This is a genomic window from Legionella brunensis (assembly GCF_001467025.1).
GTDB lineage: Bacteria > Pseudomonadota > Gammaproteobacteria > Legionellales > Legionellaceae > Tatlockia > Tatlockia brunensis.
Window position 1 is genome coordinate 12767 of sequence record NZ_LNXV01000011.1, and the last position, 15463, is coordinate 28229.

The following is a 15463-nucleotide window of genomic DNA, read 5'->3' on the forward strand; positions in this document are numbered from 1 at the left end:
TACTATTATTTTCTTTATATGCTTTATTATCCTTAAGGTAAATAAATTGGGAAATGTGGAGATTGCAGTTATCGGGGTATCCGCCATAGGACCTGAAAGCACTGACATCAATCAATTGTGGCGTAATATCATTGACGGAAAAGATTGTATTATCGATATTCCAGAAAATCGTTGGCTTATTTCCGATTATTACGATCCTGATCCGAGCAAAGAGGATAAGGTTTATTGTAAAAAAGGCTCCTTCCTAGATGACACTCCTTTTGACGCGCTTGAATTTGGTATACCCCCTACAAGTCTGGAATTAACAGATACCACACAATTATTAGCATTAATCGCAGCCAAACATGTGTTGAACGATGCCTGCCATGGTTCCTATTCAAATATTGATTTAAGCCGAGCCAGTATCATTCTTGGAGTTACCTCAGCACAAGAATTATTAGTCAGCATGGGTTCACGTATTCAACGCCCAATTTGGCATAAAGCATTATTAAAATTGGGACTTTCTGAAGAAAAAACAGCGCAAGTTTGTCAAGCTATAGCTGCTCAATACCAACCTTGGCGAGAACAAACCTTCCCGGGATTATTAGGCAACGTCGTTGCGGGCAGAATAGCGAATCGCTTTAATTTTGGGGGAACAAATTGTGTCACTGATGCTGCATGTGCCAGTTCCTTTTCAGCTATTTCCATGGGGATTAATGAATTATTATTGCATCAAGCTGATCTTGTCATCACAGGTGGTGCAGATACATTCAATGACATTTTTATGTACATGTGTTTTGCTAAAACAACAGCGTTGTCTTTTAGCGGCATTTGTAGACCCTTTGACGAAAACTCTGACGGAACTTTATTGGGCGAAGGGATATGTCTCTTTGCACTAAAAAGGTTAGAGGATGCTGTGTCAAATGGTGATCGTATCTATGCAGTGATTAAAGGAGTCGGTAAATCTTCCGATGGAAAAGCAAAAAGTATTTATGCTCCTTTAGCAAAAGGCCAAGAAACCGCTCTGAATCGGGCTTACCAAGAAGCAGGATATTCACCTGAAACGGTTGAATTAGTAGAGGCTCATGGAACAGGAACAAAAGCAGGCGACAGTGAAGAATTTAAAGCCTTAAACCAAGTCTTTAGTCAACAGGAACAAAAGAAACCCTGGTGTGCTTTGGGTTCTATAAAATCACAAATCGGCCATACTAAAGCCGCTGCAGGAGCATTTGGGCTTTTTAAAATTATTATGGCCTTAAATCATAAAATCTATCCACCAACAATAAACGTCACCCAACCCAATAGCTCATTAAATATAGAACAGAGTCCATTTTATCTAAATACACGTAGTAGACCATGGATTAAAGATCAAAAACAGAATCCAAGAAGAGCCAGTGTCAGTTCTTTTGGCTTTGGCGGGACCAATTTTCATATTACTGTCGAAGAATATGGTAAAGGTGAAAAATTAAATATTCGTCCATTCGAGCTTCTATTAATTAGCGGTGAGAATCCCCACGCTATTTTAGAAAAAATAGATGACTTACAACGTCATGCACATCGACCTCTTTCCCATTTGGCCAAAAAGAGCCAATTAGAATTTAAACCAGAAGAAGAATGTAGATTGTCCATGGTTATCCCAATCACTACAAACCTTGCAAAGCATCTGGCTAAAGTTCACGAGTGCCTCATGAAACAATCTATTTCTGAGTTAGAAGCACTCAACGTTCTTTATTCCGATAAAAAAACCAATGGTAAAACAGCCTTTATTTTTGCTGGTCAAAACAGTCAACGATTATATATGGGGGATCAATTGGCCATGTATTTTAATCCAGCCCGCTCTGCTTGGGATGAAGTTGCTGGATTAAAATTGGATAATCAGTTTAGGCTACATGATGTTGTCTTTCCATCCCCCGCTTTTAGTCCTCAGCAAAAAATGGAATATGAACAACGATTAAATCAATCATCATGGACTCAAAGTACCTTAGCGGCTCATGGATTTTCCCAATTTCGACTTCTTCAAGCTCTTGGGATTAAAAGTGATTTTATGATAGGACACAGTTTTGGGGAGTTGATTGCATTAGCTGCATCGGGTTTGATGGATTTACCAACTCTGGTGAAGATGAGTTGGGACAGAGGTTGTAATATCGAGCAACATGCACCATCGGGTGCTATGTTGGCTATTATTCATCCTTTAGAACAAATTGAAGAAGAAATAAGCAAATGGAATCTTAATATTTCAATAGCCAATAAAAATAGTTCGCAACAATGTGTGGTCAGTGGGGATGATAAAGAAATTGAAAAATTAATCCAATTATTGACTGCGGCAAAAATTGTTCATGTCCTTTTGAAAACAAAACATCCAATGCATACACAGAAAATGGCTGTCGCGGCAAAAAACTTTAGAAATTATTGTACGCAATTAAAGTTATTACCACTTAGCAACGTCGTATTGACTAATCTAGATGCTACTGAGTTCCCTCATGACAGAGAAATACAATTGGATTACATGGCCAATCATATGGCTCAACCAGTTAACTTTATTAAACAACTTAATGAACTCTATAAAAATGGTGTTAGAGTCTTTATTGAAATATCGCCTAAAAAAGTACTACAAAACTTTGTCACGGATACACTCACAAATAACGATATTTGCGCCGTATCATTAGGTAGTTCTGAAGGCCATGAGCTATTAAATCTCTTCCATACGTTAGCAGCACTTTCTATCAATGCAGGAATTAAAATAAATTATGAAGGATTATGGGATGGCTATGCGGATCCTGAAAAACTCATAACACAAACCTATAGCCAAAATACAGTAATGATTACAGGCTCCAACTTTAATAGGCCTTATCCTCCTGGAAAATTTGATATTACACCACTTGAAATAAAAAAATCTGATGATGATTCTCAGCTCATGGCATGGGTCAAAGAATCTGAAAGAAAATTAGAGAATCTTTATTTGGATTTTGAGAAAAAAATCAAAAATGAACAAAGTGAATTGCTCCATTTACTGATGCCTAAGAACGATCAAAAGATGCAATCCCCTAAACCCTATGTAGAAGATAACTTGGATGATGATTATGAGCAAAATTTACCACTCCCATCACCCGCTCTTGCTTTGAATACATCTGCTACTAAAAGCAATGTAGACTCCATTAAACCCTCTATCGAGCCTATTAAGACCAACCTCTCTAAAGAACCTGATCTGCCAATTTCTGAAACAAAACCCTTAATAGTTGAAAATACAAATGCTCACTCTCCCGAACAACTAACGGATATTGCAACAACTCTAGTTAAGCTCATTGCAGAAAAAACTGGCTTTAATCAAGAAATAATTAAACTACCCATGTCACTAGAAGCAGATCTGGGTATTGACTCGATTAAACGAGTTGAAATTTTCGCTGCTATGCGAAAAGAACTACCTAATTTACCTGTAGTTGATCCCACACAGTTGGCTAGGCTTAATACATTACAAGAAATTGTTGCTCTATTTCAAACGATGAATCAACCCAATCATCCTAAGATTGATGAAACTCCTTCCTTTGCTCAAATAAACAATTCGGTTACAGAAACCACTCAAATTAATGCTATACAATCTGATGAGTTAGAAAATATATTCAAACAAATCATTGGAGAAAAAACTGGATTTAGTCCAGACATCATCAAGGCCGATATGTCATTGGAAGCGGACCTTGGCGTTGACTCTATTAAGCGAGTCGAAATATTGGCAAAGTTACGTAAATTAAGACCCGATTTACCTACCGTTACTCCAGATAAATTGGCTGGGTTAAATTCAATTGCAGAAATTCTAGCTTTATTAAAACCTGTGGAATTAAATCCACTTCCTGTAAAAAATAATACGTGGCGTTCTGTATTAGAATTAGAAAATGCTATCCCTGCCAATAAACCTTTACCTAAGCTGCTTGAAGGTGATGTTGCCATTGTAGGCAAGCCTCTAGGCCTAGCTCAAGCTTTGCTGACATTGATGCAAGAAAAGAACATTAAAGCCAGTTTGGTTGACTCACCAATTAAACAATGTGATGTTTTAATTTATCTTGCTGGTTTACAGAACTTTTCAAATGAAGAGGCTGCAATTGAGTGTAATGTTGAAGCATTCACCTATGCTAAAGAAGCTTTGCCTTATTTAAGCAATACAAAAGGCAGCATCGTATTAGTTCAAAATACAGGTGGAAATTTTGGTCATAATAACAATGAAATTATCTTAGCATGGAGTGGCGGTCTTAGTGGATTGGCTAAAACCTTGCGCATAGAAGCACCCTCTTGTACTACTCGGATGCTCGATATCAATACTACCAATCAAACAGACGCACAAATTGCTGAACAGTTATACCGGGAATTATTAAAAGGAAGTGATGATATCGAGATTGGCATCAATGGATCGCAACGAATTAAACCTGTCTCTCGAAAAAAAGCACTTTCAGATTCAACAAATACACTGCGCTTTGATGACAAATCAGTAATTCTTGTAACGGGAGGTGCACGAGGAATCACAGCAAAATGCATTATCGAAGTATCAAATCATGTTAAGCCAACGTTTATCCTTTTAGGTCGCACAGTCATCAAAGAAGAGCCCCCTGAATTACGTGCATTAAAAGAGAGTAGCGCCATTCAACAATGGCTAATTAATAAAGCACAACAACAAGGTGAAGGAATTGAACCAAGAGTTATTCGCCAACAACTCTCTTTAATTTTAGCATCAAGAGAAATCACAAGCACCATTGAATTATTAAAACAAAATAACTGCCAGGTTTCTTATCATCCTATCGATATTTGTGATGATGAAGCAGTGCAAAGAGTGACTCATCAAATTATACAGAGTTATGGACCTATCACTGGATTAATTCATGCCGCAGGGGTTATCGCTGACAAATTAATCATTGAGAAAAGTTTGGATGATTTTAATAAAGTCTTTAACACCAAAGTCATGGGCTTAAGAAATTTATTAAACGCTATTCCGATTTCATCGTTACATTTTATCGTTCTTTTTTCCTCCATTGCAGCACGTTATGGGAATAGAGGACAATCAGATTATGCCATGGCCAATGAAGTTTTGAATCGAATTGCCCAGACATTACATCATAAATATCAACCTAATCTTAAAGTGAAATCTATTAACTGGAGTCCCTGGGATAGCGGGATGGTCACTGAAGAATTAAAAAATAATTTTAAACTGAATGGGATTGATATTGTCTCTACACAATCAGGAACCCGCCTTTTTGTTGATGAATTATTGACAGATGATGCAAACGATACAGAAATAATTTTAGGGCCAGACGTCAATTTATCGTTGAGGGATTTAAAGACATAGGATGACTTATGCAAAACAATCCAATTGCTATCATAGGAGTTTCCTGTTTATTTCCCAAAGCCAACTCCCTCGATGAACTATGGAAGAATGTGATTGAACAAAACGATTGCCTAACTAATGCATCAATCAAAGACTGGGATATAGAACCTGTAAATATGTTATCAACAACCAACACGGATAGAGTTGTCTCAATTCGTGGCGGTTATATCATGGATGATTTAATACATCAGTCACCAGAGTATCTTGCTTTAAACTGTGATCCAAGCTTAGATAAACTTTTTCATTGGGTAGTTTATACAGCCCAAGCAGCTATTTTAGATGCCAAGATTGAGAAAGAACGCCTAGCTTTAACTAAATGCGGTTTAATTTTGGGTAATTTATCTTTTCCTACCCGCTCGTTTAATCAATTTACGGAACAAATCCTCTTAGCGAAACAAAGCGAGTTTTTTGCTAATTTGCTAAAAACTAAAATAAATCCTATGAACCGCTTTATGTCTGGCTTACCCGCGCAATTTGCAGCAAAACAATTAAATATTAAGGGGGATGCCTTTGCTATCGATGCAGCCTGTGCTAGCGGATTATACGCTATAAAATTAGCCTGTGATCGTCTCCAAAATCATACAGCAGATGTAATGCTGGCTGGCGCAGTCAATGCTTCTGATGATTTATTCATTCATATGGGTTTTTCTGCATTACAAGCGTTAAGTCCTACAGGACAAAGTAAACCCTTCCATAAAGAAGCTGACGGATTGGTACCAGGACAAGGTGCCGGCTTTATTGTCTTAAAAAGGCTTGAAGACGCATTACGAGATAAGGACATGATTTATGCCATTATTCGCGGCATTGGTTTGTCTAATGATGGGAAAAGCAAAGGGTTTCTAATGCCTGATATCAATGGACAAATAAGGGCAATGAAACGAACTTATTACCTATCAGGCTTATCTCCAGAACAGATTGACTATATTGAATGCCATGCTACAGGTACTCAGGTGGGTGATAAAATTGAATTAAGTAGTATGAGTGAAGTATTTACAACGAAAGAGGAAATTCATTTAAGTACTTTAAAAGGAAATATTGGTCATACAATCACAGCATCTACATTAGGGGCCTTATTCAAAGTTATCGGAGCATTCAAACACAATTGTTTACCCCCAGCAATGATCTGTGGAAGCCCATCTGATTATTTGACTAAAAGCCCTTTTTATTTAATCGAAAATGCCATGAGTTGGCCCAATTCTCATCGGCCACGACGCGCAGCCATTAATGGATTTGGTTTTGGTGGATGCAATGCTCATGCAGTCATCGAGGCCTATGAAGATCAAAATTTAAATGAGCAATTTTATATTAGAAAAACTATCAATGAGCCTGTTGCGATTACAGGTATAAGTATTATAACGAGTGAACATGTTGATAAGGAAAAATATTTTCATGCATTTATTCAACAAGCGCCAGCTCAAAAAAAGAACCCCTTATTATCAGAAGTGGAATTAAGTTACTCACAAGCACATTTTCCTCCTCATGATTTAAAGAATAGTGAGGGACAACAATTAATGATATTAAAATCAGTAAACGATGCCTTAAATGATTTTTCTGTTAATCCCAATGACCTACCCCAAACTTCTGCAGTTTATATTGGAATGCAATGTGATGCGGACATCTGTAAATATAGTTTACGCTGGAGACTTGATAAGATTCTTAACGACCAGCAAAACAATCTTAATCAAGAAATTATTTCAAATCTGAAAGATCAAATTATTCCCGCACTCACTTTAGCACATGTTATTGGTTCAATGCCGAATATTGTAGCCAATAGAATCAATCAACAATACGATTGTCAATGCCCCGGCTACAGTTACTCAGGCGAAGAAATGTCAGGAATTTATGCGTTTAAGCAGGCCATTAATGAATTACAAAATGATGAGATTTCGACTGCGATCGTAGGTGCTGTAAATATGGGAGCCGATCCTGTCCATCTTGAAGCATTACAAAGCGTTGACTCAAAAACGACTTCTCACGGATCTGATGTCGCTGTCGTTTTAATTCTTGAAAGACTATCAGATGCTCAACGCGCCAACCATAAAATTTATGCAATCATTACTGATGACAAACATTCCGATGCTCATTCGTTTAATGAAGAGCTTATAAATAAAATAATCGGCAATAGCTATTGTGCTAATGGATTACTGCAAATAGCTACAGCTTCACTTTGCTGCTATTACGGGGCACTGCCAGAAACTTCGACCCATTTCCCCATGCCATGGCCTCAAACACAAGGTCGACGTGCCATGCACGTTCATTGTAAAACCCCTTCAGGTCAACATGCTCAAATTCATTTAGAAAATTATGCCACAGCAATCCAAGTCCCTTATCAAATTCAGCAACTTCCTAAAATCTATCTCTATCATGCTAATGATCTTAATCTCTTGGTGAATAAAACAGTTTTTCCAGACACAGCAACACTTGCTGTAGTTGCAGAAAACTCCCAACAATTGCAATTGTGTCTAAAAAATGTACTTGATTTACTTAAAAGTCAGCCCCTAAAGTTAGAGTTACCTACTCAGGGTATCTTTTTTCAATTAACCCCTCTAAAAGGGCAAATAGCAAGTGTATTTACTGCAGCACATACAACTTACCCCAATATGGGACGAGACATTATTCTGACCTATCCCCATTTGATGGATACATTTAACCAACAAGTACCTTTTCAAGGGAACATCTTGAGCTATTTATATCAAAAAATACCGCAATTTAACTTGTCCTTTTTAGATGAACTTATCGCTTATAGTTACCTATCTCAATTTCATTATTTATTATTGGAACACATCTTGAAAATTAAACCAGAGGCAATGATTGGATATTGTTCTGGAGAAACTAATGCTCTCTTTGCCAGTGGAGCATGGACCGATATGCATCAAATGTTGCAGGAAATTGAGCAGTCGGAAATTTATACGCGTCATTTAGCTGGCGCTTATTCTGTACTCCAAAATCCCAATCCCTCTTGGTATGTTTACCGAGTATTGGCTTCAGTCGAAGAGCTTAAGAAACTTCTGCACGAATATACTCACTGCTATTTGACGATCATTAATGGTGACAATGACTGCGTTGTTGCGGGTTCATCTCCTCAAATTACCCAATTAATTCAGCATTTCCCTCCCGAATCAGTCACCTCTATGAAATACAATATGGTTATCCATTGCGAATTGGTCAAAAAAATTTCCTCCCTTTGGCGTTCTGTTCATCATCGAAAAACAACCGGTAATATAAAACAACGGCATTATTCCAATGCTAGAGGTGCGTTTTATTATCCTGATGATGAAAGCGCGGCTGATGCCTTATTAAATCAAGCCACACAAATGGTTCATTTCCCAAAACTCATTCAGAAAGCTTGGGAAGATGGGGTCAGAATCTTTATCGAACATGGACCTAGAAATCTATGTACGTCATTAATTCAAAAGATTTTGCAGGATAAACCTCACAGTACTATTTCTTTTGATAACAGCCATGTCAGTTCATCAAGTCAATTCGCAAATGTTACTGCTCTCTTACTCAGTCATAATATAAAAATCAACTATCCTAATATCATTGCAGCTCACCCCATTAGAAAAGAGGTTAACTCTTCCATTGAAAATAATTCATATCCATTACATTGGCCAATATTTGAACTAAATCTTACGCCGAAAACGCACACCAATTATCAAACCATGCCAGAGGAAACTTCTCCACAACTTGTTGAATATCTGAATTATTTTTACATGAAACGACTGCATGCTCTGGATACCTATGTGAATAGCATCAAGCAAATCACGACTTCTCTAAAAGAGAGAGATTCATACAAACTTACCGACGCAAAGAACAAACCTTTATTCTCTCGTGCTGATTTAATCACTCATGCAAGTGGTCATGTTTCGAGTTTATTTGGCAACCTATTTGCTGCTCAAGATCACTATCCATTACAAGTAAGGATGCCCGAACCTCCTTTACTTTTAGCTGACCGTGTAATAAAACTTACCGGTGAGCCGGCGTCTATGGGCCTAGGTTCGATTGAAACTGAAACTGATATTAGTGCTGATGCTTGGTATTTGTTTCGAAATCACATGCCAGCAGGAATCATGATTGAGGCTGGTCAAGCTGATTTAATGCTCATTTCTTGGCTGGGAATTGATCTACTGAATCAAGGAACGCGTGTTTATCGTCTATTAGGCTGCGAACTTACTTATTACGAAGGATTACCTGAGACTGGTGATACATTGCAGTATAAAATTGAAGTTGATTCTCATGCGCAAGATGGCGATTTAAGACTTTTTTTCTTTCATTATGACTGCACTATTAAAAATAAAATAAGACTTACCGTTCGCAAGGGTCAAGCAGGTTTTTTTACTTACAACGAATTGGAGCAAACAAAAGGCATAATATGGGATCCTGAACATGCAGAATACCGACAACAAACACAACAAGATCCGGCAAAAGTTGATTGTTTAAAAAAAGCATTTTCAAATGAAGAAATTAGCTATTTTTTTAAAGGTGAGCTTTATCGCTGCTTTGGCATGCATTTCAAAAAAGCGGCCACACAAAATTACCCACCAAGTATCTCTGATGAGTCATTACAATTATTTGATCAAGTTGAAGAATTTAATCCGCAAGGTGGACCTTGGTTGCGCGGTTATTGTCGAGCAAGCCTCGATCTTACGAAAACATCCTGGTTTTTCAAAGGCCATTTTAAGAATGACCCTTGTATGCCCGGTACGCTGATGTTTGAAGGATGTCTCCAACTGATGTCTTTTTATATTGCTGCATTAGGATATACCTTAGATTACGATAGCTGGCGTTTTGAACCTATTTCAGGAATGCCATTTAATCTTCGCTGTCGTGGGCAGGCAACACCCTCATCAAAAAAACTACTTTATGAATTATTTATTGAAGAACAAATTGCGGGACCAATTCCTCAATTAATAGCCGACGTATTAGTCACTGTTGACGGGATTAAAGCATTTCATGGACGCGGAATTGGTTTGCAATTAGTAAGAGATTATCCACTTTCCTACCAACCTTCATTATTGGCCGAAACCCATTCTGAATTTGCAACACAATATGAAGGCTTTTCTTATGATTATCCAGCCATGCTCGCCTTTGCATGGGGGCAACCTTCTCACGCATTGGGAGAATTCTATAGTCCTTTTGATACTGGGCATCAAGTAGCACGCATGCCTGGACCGCCGTATAACTTTATGCATTTTGTCAGTGAAATTAATGCTATTCCTAATGGAATGAAACCTGGAGTAAATGCAACTATTGGCTATGTGGTACCGTCGTCAGATTGTTGGTATTTTCAGGGCTCTCCTGACCCAACCATGCCTTTTTGTGTCTTGTTGGAAATAGCATTGCAACCCTGTGGTTGGCTGTCATCATTTGTGGGTTGCCCCTTACACTCCAATCATGTGCTGTGTTTCCGTAATTTAGATGGGGTAAGCACTGTATTAAAAACAATTCCACCCGATTGTGGAACAATTTTTACTCAAGTAAAACTCACTAACTTATCCCATTATGGAGAAACATTTATACTTAATTTTTATGTTACCTGCTATCTAAAAAACGAAATTGTTTTAGAAATGTCTACTTCATTTGGTTTTTTTAAGCCGGAAGCATTTCTGACGCAAACAGGAATACCTCCAAATGATGAAGAGTTATTGTTAATGCAAAGGCATTCTGATTTTAAAGTTGATCTTAAAACATTTCCTACTAAATATTTCGATGGTAATTTGTCACTTCCCAAAAAAGAATTACTAATGCTTGATGAAATTACTGGATACTGGTCTAACCCAACGCCCAATATAAAATCACAACTGCGTGCTATAAAAAAAATAGACCCTTCTGCATGGTACTTTAAATCCCACTTTTATTTGGATCCAGTACAACCAGGTTCACTGGGTATTGAAGCAATGTTTCAATTGTTTAAATTTTACTTAATTCATGAAGGCCTTCACCAAAATATGCTACAACCTCAGTTTAAAATTTTAAACCTTGATCCCAAGCTGGAGTGGAAATACCGAGGTCAAGTTACCTATGAAAACCACTCTGTTACTATACTCTTAGATATCCTCACTATAGATATTAGCACGAACTCAATAACCTCCCTGGCAAATGCTAGCCTATGGGTTGATAATAAAAAAATATATAAAATCAGTAACTTGAGAACATTAATAGAAGATAAAGGCCTACCCAGTTAATGCCTTAATTGGCATGCGGGTAAATCAGGATACGTGTGCTACGATCTCGTTCCTTAACAATTGAATAATAGAATCCCTCTATGTGCAATAATTAATCTTTGAGTCAATATCATGTCCAAAAGTCCTAAAATTTTATTCGACCTTTGTATTTCACAAAATATCCATCAATCTTACAAGCAAACTATGCTACCTTTTTAGCACCCCACGAACAGCGCGCTGTATTCAGCTAGTGTTTCGCTAATGCACCCTGCAGCGCAAAAGTTTTCAGATGCTCGACAGGAGATTCAAAGCTTAAAAAGCTTGCCTCAGTTATTGGAGACAGGAAAAGAGGAATTACGCTCCTTGAAATTAGCATTTTGATAATTTTTATTATCTCCATGTTTTATTAACTGGACTATTTTTGTTCATGAATACTCTATCTCGATATTTAGGGCCTATTGCCAACAGATCCTAGTATTGAGAAAAAATCCGTTTGTCTGTACAATAATAGTTTACTTAACTAGCGGAGTAGTACCATGACCAAGAAGGCTATTATACCGCAAGATATCCTTGCAGATGGTGTAGATTATGCAGTGCTCAAAGGTACTCCAGTAAGAAAAGGGACCGTAGCTGCATTTATTGCCAATATCGATTTATTAGAAAGCCCAAATGCTTCTGCTGAGGATAAACATCAAGCAATCCGCACCTTGCTGGATTTAGCCCCCTCAATCGTGGCAATCGGGCTACATCAACATGTTAGTTTTAAAAATGATTTTGTCACCTCGATCATTATGGAAGCCCAAAAGAGAAATTAAAATAGTCTGGCCTTTACTATTAAACTCTCTTTTGACAGCGATAAAGTACATGTCGTGAAAGAATGTGATACAGAGGTAAATTAGGATGGCAAAAATCATCTTTCTCATCATGCGTCATGCCTATTTTCTGCATAACTCTTTGAGAACGTACATTACTCAAAGTAGTAAATGAAACAATTTCTTTTAAATTCAATTCATTAAAACCATAATTCAATACTACTTTTGCCCCTTCAGTAGCTAATCCTTTACCCCAAAATGGCAAAGCTAAACGCCAACCAATTTCTACACAGGGCGTAAAATGAGCATAAAAAGATGGGATGCTTAAACCTACAAACCCCATAAATTCCCCTGTTTCTTTCAACTCTGCGACCCAAAGTCCAAATCCTTGCTGCTGAATATGAATATTAATGCGCTCTATCATGGCAACCGTTTCTTTTTCAGTCAGAGTTGCGGGAAAGTACTCCATAACTTGCTCATCGGCATTCATTGCTACAAAAGGCTTATAATCGGAATCCTGCCATTCCCTGATGATAATACGCTCACTTACTAAAACTTTCATTGGTGCATCCAATCTAGTTAAGTTGCTGAAAAATAATGAACTAGAAAATATAAATTGATTAAAATTATCGGTTGATTTTTCCACAAATAATCGACTTAATTATTATATAATTTTACAATCAACAAAGTTTAATAACTCATGTAAAAAATAAATCTTGCGTTCTCTGCTTTTTTCTTATAAAAATCTCTTTTTGCTGTAATTGCCTGTAGAAATTTATAGACAAAATATAAAATTATTATACAATTTTTCGTCCTATTAATGCTGCACTTTTTGAGAGACTAAACAATCAGTGAGTAACCAGAAACAAGATAATGCCGCACCAATCAATGATGGCGGTTACCGACGCGGACTGAAAGATCGTCACGTTCAATTAATTGCCTTGGGCGGAATCATTGGCTCCGGCTACTTCCTGGGAACTGGGGCAGTTGTCAACCAGGTGGGGCCTTCTGTTTTTATTGCCTACATGCTAGGTGGCTTAATTATATATCTTACCATGCTTTGTATGGGTGAGCTGGCAGTCGCCATTCCTATTTCTGGCTCGTTTATTACATACACTGCCGATTTTATCTCCCCCACAATTGCATGCGGTGTAGGCTGGTCATATTGGATCAGTTGGGTTGCCTATATACCTGCCGAATGCATTGCTGGTGGCATTATCATGCAGCACTTTACTGGTGTAAATGGCTATATTTGGGCCGTAGGTTTTGGGTTATTAATTACTTATATCAATATCGCTAAAGTGGGTACTTTTGGTGAGATTGAGTTCTGGCTGGCAATCATCAAAATTGCTGCTCTTATGGGCTTTGTTGCCCTTTCTATTTTAATTTTCTTTGGCATCATTCATGGGCCTCAACCCGCAGGGATTATCGGTGGTAGATTTATTTTTGATCAAGGAGGCCTATTCCCCAATGGTGGTATGGTTTTATTAACTGCTATGGTTCTGTTATTAGTTAACTACCAAGGATCTGAAATTATTGGCCTTGCTGCAGGAGAATCCATTAATCCAGGCAAGATGATTCCTCGAGCGATTCGCACAGTAACATTTAGAATTCTTTTTATTTACATTATTCCAGTTTTTTGTCTGGTCTTGATCTATCCTTGGCAAAAAGCAGGGTTAGTTAATTCAGTCTTTGCAGATGCTCTTAACTTTTATGGCTTAAAATGGGCAGGAGCTGCTACTAGTTTCGTCACTCTAACAGCAACCCTATCATGCTCAAATTCGGGCGTATATGGTATTGTACGCTCATTGAATGCCTTAGCCCGTAATGGTATGGCGCCCCACAAATTAAGCAAACTTAATCGCAACGCAGTTCCTCAGAATGCCGGAATTGTCACTTTGCTCGCCATTTGGATATTATTGGCAGCAGGCTACTTTTTTGGACAATCCATGCTGTATATAGCGTTGCTTCTTGTTTCAGGCTTTACAGGAGCCACCGCATGGATTTCTCTTTGCTGGGCACAAATTAATTTCCGTAAGCGCTTATATCAGGCAGGTTATACAGTCGATGATTTAAGCTATAAAACACCTGGCTCACCTTATACCGGAATAGTTGCCATTATTTTGATGCTGGCTTGTTTAGTTTTTCTTATTCTAAATCCAGATCCAACTTACAAAATTGCTTTTGTCATGGGATTAATGAGTTTTGTAGGACCTATCGTGGTTTATAAAATTGGGGGATTTTCAAAGAATCGACAACGAGCAATGGAAGCCAGCAAACATTTGCAATTTAAAGACGTCTTTCCAGATAAAAAAAGCAAGAAAATATAGTGTTTCTTGCAACAGTTTTGTTGTATAGCAAGGGAGCTTGGCTCCCTTTGATAATTCGAAGACTTAAATAATTAATGGACAATTCCAATCATAGGGTTATTGGACGTTATATATTTTTCCTGTTTGTAATCCCTCAACACTTTTACTGTAGGCCAAAGCCACTCGCGCCGCACTAACAGATTCATAGCCTCTGAAATAAGGAGCGTAGTCTTCCATCGACTCTGTAATTACTGTGGGGCTCACGCAATTGATACGCTGTTTTTTAGGCATTTCTATAGCTGCTGCGATGACGAAAGAATTTAAAGCGCCATTAACCATTGATGCAGAAGAGCCGAAACGAATTGGATCATTACTCAGAATACCACTCGTCAGAGTAAATGAGCCCCCCTCATTTAGGTAATGTCTACCGATGAGTACGGTGTTTACTTGACCCATTAATTTATCCTGTAATCCGATATTGAATTCCTGCTCATGCATTTGCATGAACTCGCCAAAATGGACCTTCCCTGTTGCCAATACCACCGCATCGACATGTTGAATTTTTTTAAACATGATCTCAATTGAAGTGTTATCTGTAATATCAACATTAATATCCCCAGAACTAAAGCCTGCGGTAATAATTTCATGTCGCTGCTGTAATTCCGCAACTATTGCACGGCCTATCGTTCCAGATGCACCAATTACTATTATTTTCATAATAACCCCCTGTAAAACCCAATAACTCCTTTTACTTCAGTTTCTCAAAAAAATCTTGATCTTCACAAGGCCCTATATAAAAAACACGAATGATAAGCTATATTTCCATCTCCA

At 37.8% G+C, this 15463-nt stretch carries 6 protein-coding genes; 4 read left to right on the forward strand and 2 right to left on the reverse strand.

Annotated elements, in window-relative coordinates; translation table 11 throughout:
• Positions 1-55: 55 nt before the first annotated feature.
• The 3 genes from Lbru_RS07005 to Lbru_RS07015 all read left to right on the forward strand — a co-directional run bounded on the left by Lbru_RS07005 (position 56) and on the right by Lbru_RS07015 (position 12326).
• Positions 56-5308: a type I polyketide synthase gene (locus Lbru_RS07005; protein WP_238583850.1), complete on the forward strand. Its 5253-nt coding sequence runs from the start codon at positions 56-58 to the stop codon at positions 5306-5308.
• A gap of 8 nt (positions 5309-5316) precedes the next feature.
• Complete coding sequence (locus Lbru_RS07010) at positions 5317-11532, forward strand: beta-ketoacyl synthase N-terminal-like domain-containing protein (RefSeq protein WP_058441481.1); 6216 nt, start codon at positions 5317-5319, stop codon at positions 11530-11532.
• Between the two features lie 515 nt (positions 11533-12047).
• Positions 12048-12326, forward strand: coding sequence for a hypothetical protein (locus Lbru_RS07015; RefSeq protein ID WP_058441482.1), 279 nt, complete (start codon positions 12048-12050; stop codon positions 12324-12326).
• Between the two features lie 19 nt (positions 12327-12345).
• Here Lbru_RS07015 and Lbru_RS07020 read toward each other — a convergent pair whose 3' ends face one another.
• Positions 12346-12885, reverse strand: coding sequence for a GNAT family N-acetyltransferase (locus Lbru_RS07020; RefSeq protein WP_058441483.1), 540 nt, complete (start codon positions 12883-12885; stop codon positions 12346-12348).
• Positions 12886-13174: 289 nt separating this feature from the next.
• Here Lbru_RS07020 and Lbru_RS07025 point away from each other — a divergent pair, with 289 nt between their 5' ends.
• Positions 13175-14653, forward strand: coding sequence for an amino acid permease (locus Lbru_RS07025; protein ID WP_058441484.1), 1479 nt, complete (start codon positions 13175-13177; stop codon positions 14651-14653).
• A gap of 96 nt (positions 14654-14749) precedes the next feature.
• Here Lbru_RS07025 and Lbru_RS07030 read toward each other — a convergent pair whose 3' ends face one another.
• Positions 14750-15349 (reverse strand): short chain dehydrogenase, encoded by a 600-nt coding sequence (locus Lbru_RS07030; RefSeq protein WP_058441485.1) that lies wholly within the window; start codon positions 15347-15349, stop codon positions 14750-14752.
• Between the last annotated feature and the right edge of the window lie 114 nt (positions 15350-15463).